General features: G+C 45.1%; 19 protein-coding genes. 17 read left to right on the top strand and 2 right to left on the bottom strand.

Translation table 11 applies throughout. The features are described from left to right. Genes U5O15_07150 through U5O15_07140 form a run of 3 tightly spaced genes read left to right on the top strand, consistent with a single transcriptional unit; the run spans position 1 to position 3,372 of the window. On the top strand, positions 1-1,941 hold the full coding sequence (locus tag U5O15_07150) for a tetratricopeptide repeat protein (GenBank protein MDZ7860427.1): 1,941 nt from the start codon (positions 1-3) through the stop codon (positions 1,939-1,941). A 21-nt stretch (positions 1,942-1,962) separates the two neighbouring features. Continuing rightward, a complete protein-coding gene (locus U5O15_07145) occupies positions 1,963-3,225 on the top strand; it encodes an asparagine synthetase B (GenBank protein MDZ7860426.1) in 1,263 nt (420 codons plus the stop codon). A gap of 12 nt (positions 3,226-3,237) precedes the next feature. Then, a complete protein-coding gene (locus tag U5O15_07140) occupies positions 3,238-3,372 on the top strand; it encodes a hypothetical protein (protein ID MDZ7860425.1) in 135 nt (44 codons plus the stop codon). Between the two features lie 35 nt (positions 3,373-3,407). On the opposite strand, the gene U5O15_07135 is transcribed toward U5O15_07140, so the two are convergent. Further along, on the bottom strand, positions 3,408-3,896 hold the full coding sequence (locus U5O15_07135; GenBank protein ID MDZ7860424.1) for a Mut7-C RNAse domain-containing protein: 489 nt from the start codon (positions 3,894-3,896) through the stop codon (positions 3,408-3,410). A 147-nt stretch (positions 3,897-4,043) separates the two neighbouring features. Here U5O15_07135 and U5O15_07130 point away from each other — a divergent pair, with 147 nt between their 5' ends. Both U5O15_07130 and U5O15_07125 read left to right on the top strand, forming a co-directional pair. Next, positions 4,044-4,235, top strand: a complete 192-nt coding sequence (locus tag U5O15_07130) for a hypothetical protein (protein ID MDZ7860423.1) — start codon at positions 4,044-4,046, stop codon at positions 4,233-4,235. Positions 4,236-4,357: 122 nt separating this feature from the next. Beyond that, the gene (locus U5O15_07125) at positions 4,358-5,659 is read left to right on the top strand and encodes an MFS transporter (protein ID MDZ7860422.1); all 1,302 of its coding nucleotides are present in this window, start codon (positions 4,358-4,360) and stop codon (positions 5,657-5,659) included. On the opposite strand, the gene U5O15_07120 is transcribed toward U5O15_07125, so the two are convergent. Continuing rightward, positions 5,656-6,489 carry a type II CAAX endopeptidase family protein gene (locus U5O15_07120; protein ID MDZ7860421.1) on the bottom strand — a complete coding sequence of 278 codons (834 nt, stop codon included), beginning with the start codon at positions 6,487-6,489 and terminating at the stop codon, positions 5,656-5,658. The genes U5O15_07125 and U5O15_07120 overlap by 4 nt on opposite strands. A 46-nt stretch (positions 6,490-6,535) precedes the next feature. On the opposite strand from U5O15_07120, the gene U5O15_07115 reads away from it, so the two are divergent. The 12 genes from U5O15_07115 to U5O15_07060 all read left to right on the top strand — a co-directional run bounded on the left by U5O15_07115 (position 6,536) and on the right by U5O15_07060 (position 23,722). Beyond that, positions 6,536-7,225, top strand: a complete 690-nt coding sequence (locus U5O15_07115) for an HAD-IA family hydrolase (GenBank protein ID MDZ7860420.1) — start codon at positions 6,536-6,538, stop codon at positions 7,223-7,225. A 1-nt stretch (position 7,226) separates the two neighbouring features. After that, on the top strand, positions 7,227-8,807 hold the full coding sequence (locus U5O15_07110; protein MDZ7860419.1) for an NAD(P)H-hydrate dehydratase: 1,581 nt from the start codon (positions 7,227-7,229) through the stop codon (positions 8,805-8,807). A gap of 108 nt (positions 8,808-8,915) precedes the next feature. Continuing rightward, the gene (locus U5O15_07105) at positions 8,916-10,010 is read left to right on the top strand and encodes a thiamine-phosphate kinase (protein MDZ7860418.1); all 1,095 of its coding nucleotides are present in this window, start codon (positions 8,916-8,918) and stop codon (positions 10,008-10,010) included. Positions 10,011-10,129: 119 nt separating this feature from the next. Further along, positions 10,130-10,723: a histidine phosphatase family protein gene (locus U5O15_07100; GenBank protein ID MDZ7860417.1), complete on the top strand. Its 594-nt coding sequence runs from the start codon at positions 10,130-10,132 to the stop codon at positions 10,721-10,723. A gap of 15 nt (positions 10,724-10,738) precedes the next feature. Further along, positions 10,739-11,749 carry a tRNA (adenosine(37)-N6)-threonylcarbamoyltransferase complex transferase subunit TsaD gene (tsaD, locus tag U5O15_07095; protein ID MDZ7860416.1) on the top strand — a complete coding sequence of 337 codons (1,011 nt, stop codon included), beginning with the start codon at positions 10,739-10,741 and terminating at the stop codon, positions 11,747-11,749. 287 nt (positions 11,750-12,036) lie between these two features. After that, positions 12,037-13,011, top strand: a complete 975-nt coding sequence (locus tag U5O15_07090) for a response regulator (GenBank protein ID MDZ7860415.1) — start codon at positions 12,037-12,039, stop codon at positions 13,009-13,011. Between the two features lie 75 nt (positions 13,012-13,086). After that, positions 13,087-13,908, top strand: coding sequence for a HAMP domain-containing sensor histidine kinase (locus tag U5O15_07085; protein MDZ7860414.1), 822 nt, complete (start codon positions 13,087-13,089; stop codon positions 13,906-13,908). Next, positions 13,892-16,900 carry an ATP-binding protein gene (locus U5O15_07080; protein MDZ7860413.1) on the top strand — a complete coding sequence of 1,003 codons (3,009 nt, stop codon included), beginning with the start codon at positions 13,892-13,894 and terminating at the stop codon, positions 16,898-16,900. Before U5O15_07085 ends, U5O15_07080 begins: the two co-directional genes overlap by 17 nt. A 13-nt stretch (positions 16,901-16,913) precedes the next feature. Continuing rightward, entirely contained in the window at positions 16,914-19,991 is a 3,078-nt protein-coding gene (locus U5O15_07075) for an ATP-binding protein (protein MDZ7860412.1), read from the top strand. Next, entirely contained in the window at positions 19,988-20,365 is a 378-nt protein-coding gene (locus U5O15_07070; GenBank protein MDZ7860411.1) for a response regulator, read from the top strand. The genes U5O15_07075 and U5O15_07070 overlap by 4 nt, the downstream gene beginning before the upstream one ends. Positions 20,366-20,413: 48 nt before the next feature. Beyond that, entirely contained in the window at positions 20,414-22,417 is a 2,004-nt protein-coding gene (priA, locus tag U5O15_07065; protein MDZ7860410.1) for a primosomal protein N', read from the top strand. A 243-nt stretch (positions 22,418-22,660) separates the two neighbouring features. Beyond that, positions 22,661-23,722, top strand: coding sequence for a tetratricopeptide repeat protein (locus U5O15_07060; protein MDZ7860409.1), 1,062 nt, complete (start codon positions 22,661-22,663; stop codon positions 23,720-23,722). The last annotated feature ends 141 nt before the right edge of the window (positions 23,723-23,863 follow it).

Below are 23,863 nucleotides of genomic sequence, written 5' to 3'. Positions count from 1 at the left end.
TTGCCTGACAGAACTGACAATAAAATCAGAATATTCCCCGCGGATATACAGAGAATTATAAGATGTTCAGGGGTCTTTTTGGCCGCGGTTCTTTTTGTTCTGTCAGTTCCCGGGCGGGGGAGAACTCAGCAGGATGAAGGGGTTAATGTTAGAAAGGGCGCCTCTGGTGAGGGGGCAAAGCAGACTGACAGGGAAGGGGCTGCCGAGAGGAGAATTAAAGCGAGAAATCTCTTGCAGAGAGGAAGATACAGGGAAGCTCTCGATATTCTGGAGAAACTCTGCCGGGAATACCCGCGTAACGTTGCGGCCGCGAGGATGCTCGCGGATGTCTATATAAGGATTGGAAAAGCTGAGGAAGCGGTATCTTTTATCGAGAAGAAACTCGAGGAAAGAAAGTTCGACGTCAGCTTGATAAAGAGTCTCGGCGAAGCATATATGGAAATGGGCAGAGAGGAAAAAGCGGGAAATACATGGAGAAGCCTTCTGGCCGCGGGAGATAAAAATATTGCTTATTACGATGACGTGGCCGCGCTGCTGTGGAAAGCCGGAATGTACGATGACGCCGTCTCTGTAATGAGAGACGGGGCGGTTGGGCGGTATTACACGTCCCGAATGATAAAGGTCGTGGAATGGGAAAGAATCCTGGGAAGGTCAGAAGCCGCCTTTAAGGATGAGGTTAAGAGATTGTCCGGGGAGAGAGCAATAAGGGATTTAAGAGGCGCGGAGACAATTCTCGAGATCTTCAGAGAATCGGGAAGAGACAGCACGCTTCTGCCGCTGTACGATGATTTAACCGGCGGGCTTGGAAAAGACAGCGCTTACTTACATTATGTGAAGGTTCTTTTTCTTGTAGAGAGCGGCAGGTATAAAAAAGCGCGGGAAGTCCTTCGCGCCGGAAATAAAGATAAGAGAGGGGAAAATCTCTACTATTCTTTCATATCTGCCGCGGCGCGAATGGATCACAAGATGGGAGATATTGATTATGAATTGTTCCTTCTTGAAGTTACCCGCCGTTTTCTTGAGCATTACAGAGAGAGCCCGCAGGCGCCGAGAGTGACCCTGCTGAGGGCCGAGCTGAAATTTTTCCGGGCGAGGCGCCGGTGGCCGTATAATATCGAAATTCTTAAGGAGGCTTTTGACGCCGCGGCGGGCGTCAAGAACCCTTCCTATAAAGGCGAGGCGCGTCTGCTGATGGCTCAAATTCAACTGGAAGGGATGGGGCGTCCCGCGAAAGCTCTTGATATTCTGGGCCGTTCAAAATGGCGGCAAAAAAAACACGAAAGGAAAGCTAAAATTACGCGCGCCAGAGCCCTTTCGATATCCGGATGCAAAGGAAAAATAACAGAGGAGCTTGAAGCTCTTGCTTCCGGCAGTGATTCAACCGTGGCTTCCGAAGCTGCCTACAGGCTCTCCGAGCAAAAATTTTACTGCGGAAAGTACAGTGAGGCTCTAGAGGGATTTTCAAAGACGGCAGAAGAATATTATTCGAGTAATCACGCGAATGACGCTCTGGATATGGCTATGCTTATAAGGCGGGAGATAGATGAAGATGAAGGGGCGCTCGATCTTTTTGCGGCTGCGAGGCTTTTTGCCGGAAGAAATGAGTTGATGAAAGCGATAGATTCTCTCAGAATGTTAAAGAGGCGTTTTCCGGAATCACCGCTAATACCGAGGGCGCTTCTTACGCGCGCCTCTCTGGAAATTGATAGCGGTATGAGAGGCGAAGCTGAAGCGGATCTGACGGAAATCGCCGAAGATTACCCGATGAGTTCTACCGCTCCGGCGGCGCTGGAAAAGCTCGCGGATCTTATTTCTTCAGAGAGGCCCCGGGAAGCTCTGAAACATTACGGGATATCAATAGAAAGATACCCCGATAACCCTTTTATATCACGAATCAGGAAGAAATATTCAGATTTGAGCGGTAGGCTCAAATTGAATTAAAACGAGGAGGCTTAAAACAGATTGAAGCTTTTGATAACAGTAATGCTCGCGCTGTCGTTGGGATTATTTTTGCCGCAGGCGGCATACGCCGATTATCTGGTGCCGATGGATCTCTCCCAGACGAATCATCTGAAGGCCTACGGGCTTGTATATAAAGTGCTGGAAAGGGGGGGGGAGGCAAAATGGCTTTTGAATTACAGGGGCGGATCATTTCTGCTTCCCGAAATAGGTATCGCCGCTTCCCGGGCCCGCGCCATGGGTGTCGAGGTCGTTAAACTCAGCGGCAGTGAGATTGCTTCGATCTACGGTGAAATAGAACAGAGCAATATGGAAACCGTTCTTCTCGAACAGGCTCCGAAGGTGGCTGTCTACGCCCCTCCCGACAAACAGCCCTGGGATGACGCTGTTATGCTGGTTCTTGAATATTCAGAGATTCCCTACGATGTCATCTATGACCGCGAGGTCCTGACGGGCAAACTCGGAAATTATGACTGGCTGCATCTGCACCACGAGGATTTTACCGGCCAGTACGGGAAGTTCTACGCTTCTTACAGGCGTAAGGAGTGGTATATAAAGCAGCAGATAATTTTTGAAAGAAGGGCTTCTTCTCTCGGGTTCGACAAGGTGTCGGAGGAAAAGAAGGCGGTGGCGAGGGCGATCAAGGAATATGTGAGAACGGGCGGGTTCCTCTTTGCCATGTGCAGCGGCTGCGATTCATTTGATATCGCTCTGGCGGCCCGGGGAATAGATATTGTCCCCCGCGAATTTGACCATGACGGCATGACACCAGACTGCCAGAACAAACTGGATTACGAAAACTGCCTCGCCTTCGAGGGGTTTACCTTAATAACAAACCCTCATGTTTACGAATATTCGGATATAGATATGACCGAAACCGCGGCAAAAAGATCAGAGGGAAATGATTTCTTTACACTCTTCGAGTTTTCGGCCAAGCATGATCCGGTTCCGACTATGCTGGTGCAGAATCACGTGTCAGTGATAAAAGGGTTTATGGGACAGACAACCTCTTTTAAAAAGAGTCTTATAAAAGACAGAGTGCTGATACTCGGCCAGGTAAAGGGAAAAGGCGAGGCGCGCTACATACACGGCAATTTCGCGAAAGGGACATTCACTTTTCTGGGCGGGCATGATCCGGAAGATTATAAACACTTTGTGGGAGATTTGCCTACAAGACTGGAACGCTATACTAATTCTCCGGGGTACAGGCTGATTCTAAACAACATCCTTTTTCCCGCCGCGGAAAAAAAGGAACAGAAGACTTAAGGAAAGCACCCGATGAAAGCGATGGCATTAAAGGAAATCAAGAATATGGAAGAGGAAAATAACCCCCTGGAACTGATCGATATGGAAATTCCGGAGCCCGGCCGGGAGGAGCCGCATATTTTGAAGCAGGACCATTCGAATACATGAAATACGATGTAATGGACCCGCAAGACAAAGAGCCGTCAGATTTTACGCCTAACCCGATATATCCGCCGCGTTATCTTTTCTACCTCATCTGTCATCGCGGTAAAATGCGTGCCCTTCCAGTAAACCCTGCCGCATTCAGAGCACTCTAAGAATTCATTGAAATTTTCGGCGATATAGTCCGGAACACGAAGCCGGGCCTCTCTAGCGGGAAGTTCCGTGAGAATTGTGTTGCATTCGAGGCACCGCGTGAATGGCTCAAGCGCCGGAGGTTGTTTCAGAGAGAGGATAAGTTCTGTGATTTGATCAAATATTCCGGCGCTTTCAAGAATCAGCGGAGCTCTGCCCGGCCTGTCTGTCAGGCGCTTTGAAAGTGTAACAGCCAGACGGTTTTCCCTCTCGGCATTTATAAGAAAACGTCCCGTTTCAGAGGTCGGGTTAATCCTGGAATCAAATCCCAGGAGTCTCATTTTACGGCATAGTCTGCCGAGCATCCCGTCGAAGAGAAAAGCGGCCTGCCTGTTTATAGTTTTGATAATGCCTCCTTTTTTACTTGACAGTTTATCAAAAAGTTCCGAAGATGAAAAATGTTAAATATAGAGAATGGGAATGGCTGGGATTAACGAGTAGACGGAGGTGAAAGATCCGGAAGGAGCAGATACCGGATCGGGATAATGTCAGACAGGTTTACCGGATGTTTGAAGTGTGAAAAGGGAATACTTCTCCCTCTTTCAGATTATGGAAGAGACGGCGCCCCTATCACTTATAAGGCCTGGGTATGTAATAACCCGGACTGCGGCTTCAATATAAGGATAGATAACGGGGAGATTAGTATCGGAAAAGAACTGGGGTTATCAAACAAATAAAGACTTCTGGAAATTGTTGCCCTTTTAGGGAGCCGAACGGCTCCCTTTTTGATATACGCCATAATTGTTTTTCGCCTTCTGATATAGCCAAATGAGAATTTCCGGGCCGAAGCGGGGGACACGTGAGAAAGGATGATAAAAAGGCTGTTTTCGGCTGGAGTATGTACGATTGGGCGGCTTCCGCTTTTGCCACGACGGTGATCGCGGGATTTTTCCCGGTATTTTTTAAGCGTTACTGGTGCGGGGATGTGGATGCGACTGTCAGTACGGCCAGACTTGGAATAGGCGTTTCACTTGCCAGCATCAGCATTGCTCTTTTGGCGCCTGTTCTGGGAGCGATAGCGGACAGGGGATCGGCAAGAAAAAGGTTTCTTGTCTTTTTTGGTTTTACGGGGGCGGTATTAACATCCGCCCTCTTTTTTGTCGCTGAGGGCAACTGGGAATTCGCCTTACTGTTCTACGCGGCTGCCTCTATTGCTTTCAACGGCGGAAACATTTTTTACGATTCCCTTATCGGGCTTGTCTCATCAGAGAAAAGAATGGAATTTACCTCTTCTCTTGGATATGCCCTCGGATATCTCGGCGGAGGAATCCTGTTCGCGCTGAATATATGGATGACTCTGCGCCCGGCGGCTTTCGGCTTATCGTCTTCAGAGGCGGCGGTTAAATATTCTTTTCTGTCGGTGGGAATCTGGTGGGCTCTTTTTACAATTCCGCTGATTCTCTTTGTAAAAGAACCTCGGGGGAAAAGGGCAGGCAGCCCCGGAGAAATAATAAAGTCCGGGATTTCAGAGTTGAGATCAACGTTCAGGGAAATAAGAAGCCTTAGAACGATTTTTATGTTTCTGCTCGCGTACTGGTTTTACATAGACGGCGTTGATACAGTTGTCAGGATGGCGGTTGATTACGGTCTGTCGATAGGGCTCGAAAGGAACGATTTAATTATAGCTCTTCTTATTACTCAATTTGTGGGGTTTCCGTCCGCGATGGCCTTCGGCGCCCTCGGTGTGAAGGTGGGAGCTCGAAGGGGAATATTTTTCGCTATAGGAGTTTATCTCTTTGTTTCAGTGTGGGCGGCTTTTATAAGCGGAAGAGAGGAATTCTATTTATTAGCTGTTGTTGTGGGGCTCGTTCAGGGCGGAATCCAGGCCCTGAGCCGTTCTTTTTACGCGAAAATTATACCGAAGGGGAAAATGGCTGAATATTTCGGGTTCTATAATATGATAGGAAAGTTCGCGGCAATTATAGGGCCGGTCTTAATCGGCGGCCTCGGCCTCTTTGCAAGAAGAGCGGGGTTCAGCAGTGAAACGTCCACCAGAATCGGTATTTCATCGATCTCCCTGCTTTTCATAACGGGCGCCGTGTTGTTATATTTTGTGGATGAAGAAAAAGGGAAGCAGGATCTTAGATCTCACTTTCCTTAATTTTCTCCGTTAGCCGTCTTCGTTTCGAAGAGGTATATTGCGAGAAAGAAAACTAAAATTGACAGAAGGACCCAGCTTCCGGACGGTGATGCTATTTCACCGCTCTTGATATCGGCCTCTGACGTGTAATGGAGCCTGAGCAGGGAAATGAAATTGTAAAGGGCGTGAGCGGAAAAGGAATAAAAGAGATTTCCGGTTCTTAAGAATATATAGCCTAAGATTATCCCCAGAACAGCAATCCCGGGAATGAGGGTTAAGTCAAAATGTGAAGCGCCGAAGATAACGCCTGATAATATTACAGCAAGGATCTTACGGGTATTTCTCTGCATAATTCTTTGAATAAACCCCCTGAAAAGAAGCTCTTCAGAGAAGGGGGCCGCGATTACCAAGCCAAAAGCGGCTGCAAGAAAACTCGCCGGCCCTTTGGGCTTGATTGATATCAGTAAATTGGTATAATCAGCATCGACCGATCTGTATTGTTCAAAATAGCTGGAGAGCGCGTCGACGGGCAGGATGGCGCTTAACGCGATAAGCATAACCAGAACGGCTATCGAAGAATCGGGAGACTTTATCCGGTATTCATAGAGGAATCCCGTGGAAAACCTTTTTGCAAGGAGGTACAAAGGCAGAACGAAGGCGATCAGCCCGGGCAGTATTATGGAGAGAATAATCCAGTTATTAAAATAAAGGATGCTGGAGACAGAAAAGTAGATCATAAAACACGCCGCGGAATAGGAAAGAAGAAGATAGTTGTTAATTAGATCGAAGATGGAAGGTTTTAAATCGGGCAGTTTGTTTTCATCCGGATAATTCTTTTCATAACGTGGCATAGTATTAGAATATATTGGGATATTGGCGCGCGGCAAGGAGAAAGATATGGTTAAATTGATTATATTTGATCTTGATAACACACTAACAGATTTCGTGAGGATGAAGAAGTCCGCCATAGAGGCGGCTGTCAAGGCTATGGTTGACGCGGGGCTTGACTTTTCCAATGAAAGGATAGAAGAAGAAATATTTAAGATATACGAAGAAGAGGGAATAGAGCATCAGAAAGTGTTCAACAAACTTCTGGTAAAACTCATAGGCAAAGTCAATTATAAAATCATGGCGGCGGGAATAGTAGCTTACAGAAGAGCCAGGGAAGCGTCTTTAGTTCTCTACCCGCATGTAAACAGCACATTGATAGAACTCTTAAAGCGCGGGTTTAAACTCGCGGTGGTCTCCGACGCTCCCCGCGAGGAAGCGTGGCTCAGGTTGTGTTATCTTAAGCTTCATCACATGTTTGATGTCGCTCTTGCCTTCGAAGATACGGGAGAGCAGAAACCAAGTCCTGCCCCGTTCAAAGCCGTTCTGGACGAACTTGGTTTAAAGCCGGAGGAAGCGCTGATGATTGGAGATTGGCCCGAGAGGGATATCGCGGGCGCTTCAGAGCTTGGAATGAAGACTGTGTTTGCAAGATACGGCGACACATTTGGCACCGAATCCTCGGGTGCGGATTACGAAATTGATGATATATCGAGTCTTCTAGGGGTTATTGATCAACTCAACAGTAGGGGGGAGTGAAATGCGTGTCGTAACTGCCGGCCAAATGAAAAAAATCGACCAGGCCACTATCAGAGGCGGCGTTAAGGGATTGACGCTTATGGAAAGAGCCGGCCGGGGAATATTTGAATTGATCACCGGGTATTATGAAGTGCCGGAAAATCTTCATGTGTCGATTTTCCTCGGAAAGGGGAATAACGCCGGCGACGGTCTTGTCGTTGCCAGGCTGCTTGCCGAAACGGGCGCGGAAGTAGTGTTATATTATCTTCACAGAGCGGAAGAATTTTCCCCCGACGCCTCCGCTAATTATTCACGGCTTGAAACTCTGAGAGAAAAGAAAAGAATAAAGGAAATATTACTTTACAGGCCCGGATGGGAAGGATTAGCGGCGAAGGAGCTTGAAAAGAGCGATCTCGTCATAGACGCCCTTCTGGGAACTGGAATAAACAGTCCGGTAAGGGACAAATATTTAGAACTAATAGAGCTTATAAACAACTCTCCGCTGCCGGTTCTTTCCGTGGATATTCCCTCCGGAGTTAACGGAACAACGGCTGAAATTATGGGAGCGGCGGTAAAAGCTGATTTAACAGCTACAATGGCTCTGCCTAAGTTCGCTGCGCTGTTTAATCCGGGGAAGAGTAATACCGGAGATCTTGAAGTTGTAGATATAGGAGTGCCTGAAAATGTAATTGAAGAAAGCGGGCTGAAGGTTCATATGCTTGACGCTTTGCTGGCCTCGGCTGATTTTCCTCTTCGTTCCCCTGAAGCTCATAAATTCGAGTGCGGCTCTCTTCTCGTTGTAGCGGGAAGCAGGAGATACTCCGGGGCCGCGCAGCTGAGCGCCCTGAGCGCGCTGAAGACGGGATGCGGAATAGTATACATGGCCGGCCCCGAATCGATTCGAGGTTCAGTCCAATCGGCTGCGCCGGAGATAATCTTTGTGTCTCTGCCTGAAACACAGGATGGTTCTATTTCAAAGGACGCTCTCGGAGTATTGAACGGAAAGATCAGGTATGACGCTGCCGCTATCGGGCCGGGCCTTACAACGGATGAAGAAACCGCGGGATTTATTAAAGATTTTGTTTCCCGCTGCAGAGCCCCTGTTCTTTTAGATGCCGATGCCATCAATTCTTTCGAAGGGGATTATGAAACACTTTTGAATTTATCAAGGGATAAAGAAATTGTTTTGACTCCCCATTCGGGAGAGCTGAGAAGGCTTACAGGGAAAAAAGTTCCGGAAACCCCCGAAGAGAGAATAAAAGCAATATCTTCTTTGATAGAAGGAAGCAGGATTACGCTTGTCCACAAAGGTTCTCCTACTCTCGTGGCGTTGCCGGACGGCAATGTATACGTGAATGTTCCGGGGCACCCGGGGCAGGCAACCGCGGGAAGCGGAGATGTTTTAACCGGAACAATCGGAGGATTGCTTGCTCAGAGCTGCAGCGGAGAGTCGGCTTCGAGGCTGGGTGTATATATTCACTCCCGGGCGGCAGATATAGCGGCCTTTGATTATGGAGAGCGTTCGATGATAGCGGGTGATTGTTTGAGAGCGGTTCCGCGCGCGGTAAAAGAAATTGAAAATGTTGCCGGCTGCAGCCCGTGATTACATTTGAGAAAAGCCCGCGGTTTTTGCGCCGCGTCCGGACAGATATGAATATGGGGTTTTATTAACAACTCGACTACCCGTTTTTAAATCTCTCATGGAGAAAAGATGAAAGAGAGCACTGTTATAGAGACACTCAAAAGGGGTTTTCCGGAAGCTCAGATCGGAGATGACGCGGCTTTGCTGGCCTCCGGCAGGGGGGAAATAGTTCTCGCCGCCGATGCCGTCGTAGAGGGTGTGCATTACGATCTTTCTTTTTCGACTTTGTCTCAGGCAGTACAAAAAGTGATTTCTTCGAATGTTTCCGATATATTCGCGATGGGAGCAAAGGCAAGGGCTATTCTTGTAACAGCCGGTTTGACCAAGGGGTGCAAGCAGGAAGAACTGGATGAAATTGTAAAGGGGTTGAAGCTGGGGTGTGATTATTACGGTATAGAGCTCGCTGGAGGCGACACGGTATACAGCCCGGGCGGAGGCTTTTTTAATATTGCCATCACGGGAGAAGTTCCCGCGGGAAAGGCGGTAAGAAGGAAAGGCGCCGCCCCCGGCGATCTGATAGTGATGACAGGGGAGTGCGGGGGTTCTCTTTCGGGTATGAGGCTTGTAAAAGATCTTTTTGAGATTCATAAGGGGGATGACCTTGCTGGCGCGATCCTTCCTTCAGACCGTAAAATAAGAAAGATTCTGAGAGATTTTGTCTCTGAAATGGATCTCTCCGCCGGACCTGAAGAGATAAAACGGTTCTGCGGCAACAGGGGCATTCCTTCTGTTGTATCCGGAGGATTGGGTTTAATCAGACAATATCTTGTTCCCCCGGCCCGCCCCCTGGATATACCGGGGATTGAAGCTAAAGGGATAGAGATCACATCTATGATAGATGTCAGTGACGGAGTCGGGAAAGATCTTGCCGCTTTGTGCTCGGAGAGCGGTGTTGGAGCTTTAATCGATGAGGAATATATGCCCGTGCCCCGTGTGCTGTTGAATTTACCCGAAATCAGCAGGAATTTAATCATTTCTCTGGCCTTAAGCAGCGGGGAAGAATATTGTCAAATCGCCACGCTCAGAGGCGCCGGCGGGAGTTTTAAGGCGGAAGGAATTTTCCCGGTAGGAAAAATAACTGACGGTGACAGAAAGGTCTTTTTGAGAGATCGAAAGGGGCGGGAAAGAGAGATAGGACAATCAGGATATGAACATATATTTTAAGCGAGATAGAGCCGGGACTGAATCGAGTAAAAGTAAGAACAGGATTCAGCGCAGGCAATTTCAGTCGCGGGTATGTCAATAAATATACTTAAAACAGTTATTGAGGAGAGTTTGCTGTAATGCTTCTTTACTTTATAAGACACGGGCAGACAGACTGGAATAGGGAAAAAAGAGTTATGGGCAGGCTCAAAGTCCCCGTAAATAAAACCGGCGGGGAAGAGGCGCGAAGAACCGCCGAATTTCTTTCAGATGAAGGAATCGAAATAATATATTCCGGCACTCTAAAGAGAACCAGGCAAACAGCCGATATATTATCTGATGTGCTGAGGGTTAATATACGGGAAGATCCAAGACTGGACGAATCTTCCTTCGAGAATTGGGTGGGCAAAACTTACAAAGACCTTAAGGATGACCCGGATTTTAAGCTGTATACTGAAAAGCCCACGCGCTCTGCTTTCTCCGAACATGAAGATATCGAGGGAATCACCAAACGCGCCGTCGAGTTTATAGATGACCTTTCGTTAAAAGAGGAAGGAAGGGCAGCGATAGTATCTCACAGTGATATTATAAAACCGGTCATTACAACTTTCCTTAAGATGGATCTTGATATGATGCACAGAATTACAATAGCTAACGCTTCTGTAACACTTGTGGATAAACGCAGGGCTCCGCGCGTCATATACATGAACCTGACTCCTTGGAGAATGTTATAGAGAAGGGGCTAAGAGATGGAGAAATTGTACCTCGGGATAGAAACTTCCTGCGATGACACAGCATGCGCCCTTTATTCCGACCGCGGAGGGGTTGTTGTTCACAAGACCGCGGCTCAGCTTGCTCACGAAAAATACGGAGGCGTTGTTCCTGAAATCGCTTCCAGGTCGCACATGAAGACTCTTTTGCCCCTCTATGAGAGTGTGATGGAAACCGGGGGAGTTGATCTTGACGATCTGTCGGGAATATGTGTGACAAACGGACCCGGGCTTACAGGTTCTCTCCTCGTGGGGCTCTCTTTCGCGAAGGGGCTTTCTTATGGAAGCGGTGTTCCGCTGATCGGCGTGCATCACCTTGAAGGGCATATTCTGGCAAATGATCTGGAAGATAATTTCATAACTCCATCTCTGGCGATGGTGGTTTCCGGGGGGCATACACAGCTTATATACGTAAAGAAAATAGGGGTATATGAGTTTTTGGGCGGGACCAGGGATGACGCCGCGGGGGAAGCGTTTGATAAAATCGGAAAACTTCTGGGATTGCCCTATCCCGGAGGGCCGGCGGTTGAAAAGGCCGCCCTGGAGGGCGATCCGGAATTGTTCGATTTCCCGAGAGGACTTAAAAATTCAGGTGAATGTGACTATTCTTTCTCCGGTTTAAAAACAGCCGTGAGACTCAAGATAGAATCACTGGGGAAGTTATCCCCTTCTATAGTAAGTGATGTGGCGGCTTCGGCACAGGAGGCTATAGCCGATGTGCTTGTTCTGAAAGCTGTTATCGCGGCAGGCAGAAAAAATGTCAGCAGACTCTATCTCGCGGGCGGGGTGGCGGCAAACGGGCGGCTTAGAGAACTGGCCGCCGAAAGGCTTGGAGCTATGGGGGTTGATGTATTTTGGCCCCATGTTAAATACTGTACGGATAATGCCGCGATGATAGCATGCGCCGGTATGTACAAGATTAAATCGGGGATAACAGACAATATAGATCTCAACACATTCTCACGCGGAATGCTCAAATCCTGGAGCTGATCCGCTTCTTAGTAATATTCCATTTTCAAAATCGGAAATCCATGTGCAAAAAGCACTGTGGTGATCACTGAATTAAGCCTTTTAACAATAAATATATATATATGTAACGGTCTGTCATGGTTATGATTACACCCTGGTTCCTCGAGCTGCGCTGCCCTCCGTCTTTTTGAATAGACTTGGCATGTAAATTGCGGAAATCCAATAGTTGAATTGGCTTATCTTTTGTCTTACTCAGTTTGATTTTAAAGGCTGTAACGCGTCAATGAACAACAACTTGCGGAGACTCGATGGAATATACAGATAGAAAAACGCCTGAAATATTAGTAGTAGATGATGAAGAACATATACGCAGGATTCTAAAGTTTCAGCTTGAAAGAAACGGATACAGAGTCATATGCGCGGAAAACGGCAGAAAGGCTTTGCGCGAGGCACGCGGAAGAATACCCGATCTTATTATTCTTGACCTTATGATGCCTTTAATGGACGGATTTGAAGTGTGCGCGAAGCTGAAAGAAGAAATCAGAACCAGTCAGATTCCCGTGATAATGCTGACTGCTAAAAGCGAGATGCCCGATAAGATTCAGGGACTTAAAAATGGAGCGAATGATTACCTGATAAAACCTTACTCAAATGACGAACTCCTGCTCAGAGTGAATAATGTTCTTGACTGGGGGCAAAAGCAAAAAGACGCGAATCCGCTTACGGGGTTTTCGGGCAATAAGGTCATCAGGCAGAAATTAGAGAGTTTAATAGGAAAATCGGAGGCCTTCGCCTTCTTGTATGTGGATATTGATAACTTCAAGGCATACAACGACTATTACGGTTACCAGAGAGGGGATGAAACGATTCTCTTACTTGCTGATATCATAAACGAATCGGTTTATTCAGCGGGAAACAAAAAGGATTTTATCGGTCATATAGGGGGGGACGATTTTGTGGTAATTACATCAGTAAGCAGGGCTGAGATTATCGCGAGACGCATCATTGACGAGTTTGGCAATAAAATTTCCGTGCTTATGGATGAAGAGGATATCGCCAAGGGGTATCTGGAAATACGGGACAGGACGGGAGAAATAAGCAAAGTGCCCCTTATGTCTCTGACAATCGCGTTTGTAGCGAATAATAATGGACGTTTGAAACACTACGCGCACGTAAGTGATATAACATCTGAACTTAAGAAATTCGGCAAGAATATGGACGGAAGCGTCTTAGTAAGAGAGAGGCGTAAGAGCAATGCCGGAAAAAGTGAGATAGAAAGGTGATCTATATTTACTGTCTCCGGAGGTTATCGATTATAGGTATTCACGTGAAATTAATGTCAGAAATGGAAGCGCTCAATGACAATTATAAATAAAGAAGAGATGCCCCAATCTTCAACTTCACCGGAGTTAGAGGAAAAGCTGAAAACTCTTCAAAAAAAGATAGATAATTACAAAGTTAGATTCAATTCCGCTCTTTCGGTGGTAGGCAGTGAATTTGTCAGGCCTCTGACTTCGATAAAAGGGTATCTGGGGCTTCTCGAATCGAGTTTTCCGAAAATGGGAAGTAAGGAAAAAAGATATTTTCGTAAAACAGAGGAAGCCGTAAATGGTCTGGAGTCTCTAGTCGAGATGTACATTCGAATGCTCAGCATTAAACAATCCGGGCAGCTAATTGGTGAGATGAAGAAAGTCAGATTCAGCGATTTGGTGGATCAGGTACTCGGCAAGTATTGTGAGAATCCCGGGAAAATTGTAAATGAAGTAGACAAGAATATTCCCCCGGTAAAATTGAGAAAAAAATATCTTGAGGTCGCGCTGGGCAATCTCTTTTCAAATGCTGAAAAATTCGGAGGAAGTTCTACGCCTCCGGGAGTAACGGCCGGACTTTCCGGTGATGACAAAACGGATCAAAATGAAAAACTTCTTATAATAAATGTTTATGATTACGGCGCGGGAATTCCTCAAGACATGAAAGAGAAGGTTTTTCTTCCCTTCTTTCGTGTTGACCCATCAGATAGTAAATGCGGGTTGGGTTTGGGGCTTTCCATGGCGGCGGATGCCGTTTCGTTTATCAACGGCAAAATAGATCTGCAAAGTGTTCCGGGAGTTGGCACAACTGTGGTCGTCTCTGTGCCGGTGCTGGTTTCGGATACTCCGGCACATGAAAAAACGGTGTGATAGAGATATGTTTGAGGAAATTGCAAGAAAAAACAAATTACGGGAACTGACGAACGCGATAAACATCAGAATGATAGAGCTGGTGGCGATTTTCTGCATAGTATACCTTGCCAGAGAATTAGCGGGGTTTACTTACAGAACAGATCTTGTCGTGTTTTTGTTTATGGGGGCCGCTTTACTTAATTTTATTGTTGCCGGGCTTGAAGGTTTCATTTTAGAAGAAAGTGAAAAAGGGATCAATCTTCTAAATTGGCTGGCAATAGTGGTGGATCTGGCGACTGTACTCTCTCTCGTATATCTGACCGGTTCTGCGTGGAGTCCGTTTTTGTTTTTAGTAATTCTGCCGTTGTTCTTTTCCAGCAGACTTATCCCTTCCATCTCCACGGGGATCATTCTTACATTAGTAACAGTTACTGTTATAGGAGCGCTCAGCCTTCTTGAAATAAGCGGTTCAATTCCTCATTTTTCCTGTTATCAGGGCGATTATTCTTCAATTATGAACGAACACTTTCTAATCGGCACTTTGCTGGCTCTAGCCGGATTCATGGGGCTTATGATTTTTCTTTTCAACACGTATCATGAGAAATTCAGAGTCTATTTCCGGAACGTTGAAAAGAAAATAGAGCAATCCAGGAAGAGAATACTCGAATTAACGAGGTTATATGATATAAGCTTGGGAATAAATTCGGTGATAAGCCTTGAAACATTGATGAAAATGGTTTGCAAGGAAACAACACTTCTCCTGAGAAGGCCGTGGGCCGGAGCTGTTTTATTTACTGAAAAACATGAAGTATTCAAATATATTGAACTCGACGTAAAAGATGCCAGAAGCGTAAAACAAACCCCTGAAATGAAAGAGGATCCTTTAATTAAAGAAGTAGTTAAGTTGAAGGAAGGTCTTGTGATTAACAGTATTAAAGATCATCCTTCAGGTTCAGCGTCAAAACTGCTTAAGGGGAATAAACTCAAATCTCTACTGGCTATACCTGTTATTTCAAATGATATCAGCCTGGCGATAATAATGGTTGGTGATGTAACCGAGGAAGCCTTTACGGAAGAAGACTTGAAGCTTCTTACAATTCTAAGCGGTCAGGTTGCCGGAGCTATTGAGAAAAGCAAATTACACGAAGTTATGAACAGACGGATAGATAAACTTGAAACGGAAAATGAAAACCTCGAGAGCTCTAATAAATTGAAGATGGGATATATTTCACATCTTTCCCACGAGCTTAAGACTCCTTTGACGTCTATCAAAGCCTATGTTGAATCTCTGATAGAGCACGCCGCTGATTCTGATTTCAAAGAACGCGAAGAATTTCTGGGTGTTATTTCGAATGAGACGGAAAGACTCATCCGTATGGTTAATAAAGTTCTTGATGTTTCCAAGATAAAATTCGGGCGGAAGGCTCTGAAGAGAAAAGTTTTCCATTTAAAGGAATTGATTCAGAATGTGGAATCTTCCATGCAGCCGTATTTTAAGGATAAAGATCTCGGGCTGATTGTGAATATTTCAGACGAAATTCCTTGGGTTGACGGCGATGAAGACTTGATAAAGCAGGTGTTTATAAATCTGATAGGGAATGCCATAAAGTTCTCGCCCGCGAAAGGAAAAATATATATTGAAGCCGCAGAAGACGCCGTATCAATAAAGGTTACCGTCAGAGATGAAGGAAAAGGGATATCTAAAGATAAGTTAAAAAATGTTTTTAAACGATTCTATCAAGCTCATACCGGGTTTAACGAAGGTGTTGGGCTTGGCCTCGCAATAGTAAAGAATATTGTCGAGCAGCACGGCGGGTATATAAAAGTAACGAGCGAAGTCGGCGAAGGAACAGAATTTATTTTTACTCTTCCCAAGGAGCATAACTTTAATAATCTACTTGGTTTCCTTATAGACGCGACAGATTCCAGAAATGAAATAAACGAAATGTTCGAACTTTCAGTCCGTGTAGTAGCTGAGGTTCTTTCGGCGAAGATAGTATCCATTATGATTCTCGATGAGGAAAGAAAAGAATTGTTCATCAAAGATGCTTACGGACTGAATAGTGAGATAGTCAGAAACGCGAGAGTAAAAGTAGGCAGCAGTGTGGCCGGTAAAGTTGCTGAGAGCGGCAAACCGCTGCTTATTGAAAATATTGAAGAAGTCGGGATCACCGACTCAAACAGAAAATCTCAATACGAGACAAAATCCCTTATAAGTGTTCCTCTTGTGATCGGCTCGACTATTCTGGGTGTAATAAATGTGAATAATAAGTTATCGGGCAAATCTTTTAATGAAGATGACCTGGATTTACTTAAAAGCCTAAGCATGAGAATTTCAAAAGTCATAGAAAGAATGAGAATGTCACAGGACTTTAACGCTTTTCTTAAAGAGACGATACATTCGCTGCGCTCTTTGCTGGAAATATTTGAGAGGGATAAATCAGGTTTAAGGAAAGAATCCGTTAATTGGACCGTTAAAATTGCCAAGAAGCTCGATCTGGAAAGAAAAGAGATTAGAGTAATTCAATTTGTCTCCAGCGTGCATGATATCGGCATGTCATGTGTCAGTGAAGACATCCTTAATAAAACATTATCTCTTTCGTCAAAAGATATAAACAAGATAAGAAGTCATCCCCAAAGGGGAACTGACCTGCTCAGACCCTTTGAATTTGTGGAAAAAGTAAGTAAGATTGTTCTCTTTCATCATGAACATTTTGACGGCAAAGGTTATCCGATGGGTCTTAAGGGGGATCAGATACCGATAGGCTCAAGGATATTAGCTGTTATTGACGCGTTTGTCGCTATGGTAAGCAAAAAGCCTTACAGGGATGAGATGACAGTGGTAGAAGCTGTCGAGGAGTTGGTAAAAAATGCGGGCACTCAGTTTGACGCGGCAATTGTCAGCGCGTTTATAGATGTTCTGATGGATGAAGGACATATGGAAGTAGAAGAGTATTTGAATATAACTGACAGAATGAAAGCCAAATTAAGTAATAGAATTCTTCATTGAGCCGGGAGAAGTTTTGCTTGGAGCAGGAATAGAAGAAATATTCACGGGGTATTCGGGATCGGTAACATACCTTGCTGTTTTTCTGCTTATGTCTGTAACGGCAGTGGCGGTGGGTTTTGACGCGGGGAATAAATCGAAGAGCTGGAAGGTCTTGTCCGGCCTTGTTTTTATCTTCTTTTCGAGATGGATATTTATTAGTCCCCTTTTGGGAAGCGGATCTTTTCTGCCGATTGCTTCTTTTGCCGCCGGGCAGGCGGGACTCTATATTTTATTGGCATCTTTCCTTAAGCCCGCCGAGGGAAAATTCAGAATCGGGTGGAACAAAAATATTCTTTCAGCCGGGTTGGTCGGCGGTGTGTTTTTGGCGGTTCTCAGTTTCTCGTTGTCATGGATCGGCTTTTCCTTTTCAAATCTTATATTGCTAACCTGGGCCTTCGCGTCACTTGGTTTCTGGGCGGCGCTTCTAAAGGAATTAAAGAAAGAGGATTCTTCAAACGCTGCTTTGTGGAGTACTGTAGCGGCTATGTTCTGTATGGCCGCGTTAGTTGAAGGTTTATCTCTCGCGGGATTAATCCCAAAAGGAATGTTGGGCAGACAATTTATTTTTCTTTCTGATATAGGCGGGCTCGCGATTCTTGCCGTCTCTTCAGCCGGCAGTTCAATGGTACGCCGGGAGAAAGTTGTTGAAAACCGGGTGTATGAAAAATTTCTCAGGCTGCGGGAAAAAACCCTGCTGAACCCGAAAGATTCCGAAAACTACCAGGAGATTGCCGAATCGGTTTATGAAGAATCCGGAGCGGATTTTGTGTTATTAAGAACTCAGAAATACAAAGATGATCATTTTTATCTAAGAGGATGCGCCGGAGAGGCTGTCCCGCCGGAGACCGGCATTTCCCATCCTAAAGATAAATATACTGAATATTTCGATGATAGATTTAAAGAGGGAGGCGGATATAAATTCAACCGCGGCATCCTCGGGGGTGACAGCAGCGTCTTTGTTCCCGGATCGATTACGTGGAAGAAAGATAACATCTTCATATATCCGATAGTGGAGGGAACCAGTAATGCGGGATCGTTTATAATAGGTTTTTTCGACGAGACAGTCAATGCCGATCAGATTTTTCTAAGTTTATGCTCAGGGCTGGCCGCTCAATTGATTCGCGAAGAAACACTCAAGGAAAACTGTTACAGGAAAGAAGCCGAACTGTCAAAGTGTAAAGATGAACTTGAAAACGCCAATCAATTAAAAACTAATTTCATGTCGATAGTATCACATGAACTCAGGACTCCTCTTACTTCGATAAAGGCATACGCCGAAACTATTATTGAAAATATCGTTTCCATAAAGAGAGATACAATAAAGGATTTTCTGAGCGTGATGACAGAGGAGAATAACAGGGTAATTGATCTTGTCGATAATATTCTTGATTATTCAACGATGGAAAGCGGACAGCTGAAGCGCAAAAAAGGAAAGTGCGATATTAATAATATTATCCAGGACGTTTATAATAATCTTGAAGACGAAATATCTTCCGCTGGAATTAACTGCAATCTTCATTTACCGAAATCGCATGTTGTAATGAAGGCTGACAGGGAAATGATATATCAACTGATTGATAATCTTATGAAAAACGCCTTGAAATTTACCCCGGATAAGGGAGAAATATCAATCTCCCTCGACGAGGAAGCTTCCGCGGTCAGAATAGTAGTTCAGGATACGGGGAAGGGAATCCCGGAACAGCAGCTGGAAAAGGTCTTTGAAAGATTCTACCAGGTTGATAACAGCAATACCAGAGAATACGGCGGATCCGGATTGGGTCTTGCTATATGCAAAGATATTGTTAAATGGCATGAGGGACGGATTTGGGTTGAAAACTTAAAGCGCGCGGGAGCTAAATTTATTGTATTGCTTCCCGTGCGGGATGATATAATAATTCGTAGACGCAATAGCTCAGAGGTTTTTGGAACGACGGGACATCAGAGGGAAAAATTCTTATCCCTTCTTGTGGAGATGATGGCCGGTTTTCTGCAGGCGAGAAAGGCCTCAATTATGAAGCTGGATAAAGATGAAAACGTCCTCAGGGTTGTCGCGGCTAAGGGAATGGATCCTGAATTTGTTCAGAATACTAAGGTTAAGGTTGGTGAAAGAATAGCGGGGCGTGTTTTTCAGGAGGGAAGGGCTATATATATCAGAAATATAGAAGAGAACGCCAATTATAAACGTTCTAATAATTCTGCTTATTACGGCACAAATTCCTTTATTTCAGTTCCATTAAAGGAAAACGGGAAAGTGACGGGAGTACTCAATGTAAGCGACCATGTTGAGGGAAGAAGGTTTTCCGGTCCTGAAAAAGAGGTTTTGGAGGTATTGAGCGGGATAATAAGCGCGATGCTGAGCAAACTTGAAGCGTATGAAGTTATTTCCACAAACTTTGCCGATTTAAAAGAGGCGATGAGGAGTATTCTCAATTTCAGAGAAAGTATTGGAAGCAAAAACCTGTCTTTGTATTCCAGGCTGGCCGTCCAGACGGGAAAGCGCCTTAATATAGAAGAAAGCAGCCTGGCGGCTCTTTATCTCGGGATGAATCTCTATGATGTCGGGATGATGAAAATAGAGGGATATATAAGGGGTAAAAGGGAGAGTCTCTCGGCAGAAGAGTGGGAAAAACTGAAGAAACATACCGATATCGGTTATTTGCTTCTTTCCCCTATGGCGCTTGACGAGAGAGTAATGAAGATGGTACGTAATCATCATGAAAGTTATGACGGAACGGGATATCCTGATGGTATCAAATCTACTGAAGCTGATATGGGAACAAGAATAATAACTGTAATAGATTCTTTCAGGGCCCTTGTTACTCACGGCCCCTACAGACGCGGCTATTCTCTGGATGAAGCGGCTGAGGAGATTTCCGCCAACGCCGGGAAGAAATTCGACCCCGAGATAGTAAATGCTTTCCTGGAAGTGCTGGATGAATTAAGAGGATTTGAAGAAATTGAAGACCTGGAAGACTACTTTTATTCACCTGAATTCAGCAGGAAAATCGATAACATTAATGAAGAAACAGAAAAAGTGGAGGAGGAAGTATGACTGAAAGAAAAGTTCTTGTGGTTGATGATGAAGCAAATATTACTCAGATACTGGAATTCAGTATTGAGGCGGAAGGATATGAGGTGGTATCCGCCTCTAATGGAGAAGAAGCTATAGAGAAAGCTCGGAAAGAACAGCCTAATTTGATAATACTTGATATAATGATGCCCAAAGTTGACGGGTATGAGGCATGCCGCGCTCTCAAATCTGATCCGTTGACAAAGAAAATCCCTGTTATTTTACTGACAGCAAAGGGTAGAGAAATAGATAAGAGGCTCGGTTATGAAGTTGGAGCTACAGATTATATTGTAAAACCCTTCAGTCCGAGCAAGCTTATAGAAAAAGTGAATGAATACCTTTACACCAGAAAATAATATTTAGGATTGCTCCGCGGCAGCTTTCATAATATACTCCTGTCTGCTATGGAAGCTGAAGATCTTAAAAAAAAATATGTCAACGTTGTTTTGCCGGTTCCCGTAAAAAGGGTTTTTACTTACAGAGTTCCGCCGGAAATGGCGGAATTGGTCAATCCCGGCTGCAGGGTTAAGGTGAAGTTTGGAAGAAGGGGGCTGACGGGCTATATTCTTTCATTCTGCGGTAAACCCCGGGGAAATTTCAGAATACGGGAGCTTTCAGCCCTCGTTGACAAAACTCCTTTGATAAATGAAGAGTTGCTTGATTTAGCGGGGTGGATGGCTGATTATTATCTTCATCCGATAGGTGAAATTCTAAAAGTAATGCTTCCCGCGGGGATTACAGGTAAACAGCGGTTCAGCCCGGAAGAAATTTCACAAAGAAGTTTCCCCCGGGAAATAAACTCTCCAAAACTTAATGATGAACAGGAAAAAGCCTTTGAGGTTGTAACAGAAGGGATGAAAGAGGGGAAGCATCTGAGTGTTATGCTGCATGGGGTTACGGGAAGCGGCAAAACAGAGGTGTATATGCGGTGTATTGAGGAGGCGTTTAATTACGGAAAAAGAGCAATACTGTTAATACCGGAAATCGCTTTGATCCCTCAGATTACAGTACGGTTTAAAAGACGCTTCGGAGATAGAGTGGCTGTACTGCACAGCAGGCTGACGGGCGCTCAAAGATACGCGATATGGAAAAAGGCTTCCACGGGGGAGCTTGATATTGTGATAGGCCCCAGGTCAGCCGTCTTTGTTCCTATGAAAGACCTTGGAATATTTGTAGTTGACGAGGAGCAGGACGCATCTTATAAACAGCAGGAAAAGCCCCACTACAACGCTGTTGACGTCGCGTTCTACAGGGCTCGAAATGAAAACGCGGTTTTGCTGATGGGTTCAGCTACCCCGTCTCTTCCAAGATACTTTCAATTCAAGAATTCCGGAGATTACTATTTCCAGCTGCGGACCAGGCCGACGGGGGGCGAGATGCCGCCTGTAGAAATAGTCGATATGCGCGGGAGCAGGCAGGTTTTTTCAGATAAACTGCTTGATCTTATCGCGAAAAGTCACGCGGCCGGAGAACAGTCTATTCTGTTGCTTAACAGGCGCGGACACGCGAATTTTGTTCAATGTCGAAAATGCGGGTGGATAGACACCTGCCCTAATTGTTCTATTTCACTGACATATCACACGCGCGGGGCTGGTTTGATCTGTCATTATTGCGGATATAGAGATGATTATCCGGAGAAATGTCCGGCTTGCGGGTCATATAAGATATCTCATGCCGGTGTCGGTACTCAGCGAGTGGAGGTGGAATTATCAAATATTATGCCGGGATTGAGGATTGCCAGAATGGATTTTGACACGACATCCAAACGGGATGGTCACAGCGAAATACTGGAAAGATTTGCCAGGGGAGATGCCGACTTGCTTCTGGGCACTCAAATGGTCGCGAAGGGACACCATTATCCGAATGTTACAACCGTGGGGATTCTGTCGGCTGACTCCGGACTTAATTTCCCGGATTTTATGGCGGCCGAAAGAACATTTCAGTTACTTTCTCAGGCGGCGGGCAGGACTGGAAGGGGAGAGAAGGGGGGGGGAGTCCTGGTTCAGACTTACGCTCCCGAGCATTATCTTTTCAATTATCTAATAGATCATGATTTTGACGGTTTTGCGGAAACTGAACTTTCTTTGAGGAGGGAGCTGAATTATCCTCCTGAAACAGACCTGCTATTATTTACTGTAATGTCAACTTCTGAAGATAGAGCGCGAACCGCCTCAGACAAAATCTATGAGACGCTAAGTGATCTTGATTTGGAAAGAGAACTTTCTTTTCTCGGCCCGACGCCCGCCCGGATTGCAAGGTTAAGAGGCAAATACAGGTACCATATTCTGATTAAGGGTACCTTTGATTCGAAGTCGAAGAGAATCTTGATAGATACGGCCGTAAAAGGTGTGTCAAATTTCAAGAAGACGGAGATTCGTTGGGATGTTGACCCTGTAACTTTTTTCTAAATGGAAATCTAACACCCTGTAATATTGATTTAAGAAGCCGGAAAGAGACTTGACAGGAAAGCGGCGGAGTACTAATTTAACGGTAATCAAGTATATTAAGATGTTCATTTTACAATTGGATTTATTTGTTGAAGCAGTAATTTTTACAGAAGCAACTTTATTTTAAAAGATTGTGATCTTGTTATTTGTCAAGTGTGAGGTTCAATCAGCTTTACTATGGTTTAAAAAGGAGGATCAGTTCCGATGAGAAAGTCATTATTTTTAGTTGCCGCTGTCCTTATTGTGATTGGCGGTCTATATGGCTGCAAGAGCGTAGAGACGACAAGCGCTATGCTGCATAATCAGACTCAAAGTTACGACAAGGCTATAAAGAGCGCTAAACTTGGCTTGGAGAAAAACCCTAATGACGCTGAAGCGTATTATCAGCTGGGATATTCTTATAGTAAGAAGGACAGCATGAGACTGGCCTATGAAAATTTTACAAAAGCGGCGGAGCTTGATCCCAACAAAAAAAAACTTGTGGAAGATAATATAAAATCGAATTGGGCAGGGCATTATAATAACGGATTAAGCGAGTATCAGCTTGGCAACTTGAAAGGCGCTGTTAAAGAATTTGATAAAGCTACTAACGCTGATCCGAGAAGGTTAAAGAGTTGGTTGAGGCTTGTAACGATTGCCTTTACACTTTCTGATGAGGATTCTGTTTATCTGGAAAAAAGCTATGAAGCAACTGATTCGTTGCGGCTGCGCCTGGATAAAGAACATGAGGATTATACGAACGCGCTTTCCATTATCGGGAGGATTGAAGCTGATCGGGGCAATATAGACAGGGCTGCCGAGAGTTTCGAAGCTCTAATTGATGAGGATCCGACCAAGGTTAAAAGTATCGAGGGTACCGGAGAGGATTTCCGCGCAAAAGGAGAATGGGCGAAAGCGGCTAAGTTTTATGAAATTGCCGTTGACGCGTATGAAAGAAGCGGCGAGGAAAATTACGCTGTTTACCATAATCTCGGCCTTGTCTATCGCAAGCAGAAAAAGTTTCATAAGGCTATCGTAGCTTACGAAAGTGCTCACAGGGTCAAGCCGAAAGACAAAATGGCCGCTTATAGTCTTCTTTTGACATACTATCAGGCGAAGTTGTTTGATCAGGCTATAATGTTTGGAGAAGAATATACGCAAAAGATAGCGCCGGGAGATCCGAAAGGATGGCAGATTCTAAGTCTCGCGTATAAGGAAAAAGGGTTCAAGATAAAAGCGGAAGAAACCTTTAGAAAATATCTTGAGGTCCAGAAGAATGAAGGATAAGAATTACTTGAATCTTCTGATCAATTAAGTAGATTGATTTAAATATTAAGAGCTCCTGGCCGGGTAAGGTTATTAATAAGCGGTGAAAAATGCTGTTATGAAGATTATTGCTCCAATTTTACTTGACATGGGGGTTATGTT

It is taken from the genome of Candidatus Krumholzibacteriota bacterium, assembly GCA_034520215.1.
In the GTDB taxonomy this organism is placed as follows: domain Bacteria; phylum Krumholzibacteriota; class Krumholzibacteriia; order Krumholzibacteriales; family WJIX01; genus JAGHBT01.
The sequence above is the reverse complement of the archived record's forward strand: the minus strand, read 5'-3'. Positions and strand labels throughout refer to the sequence as shown.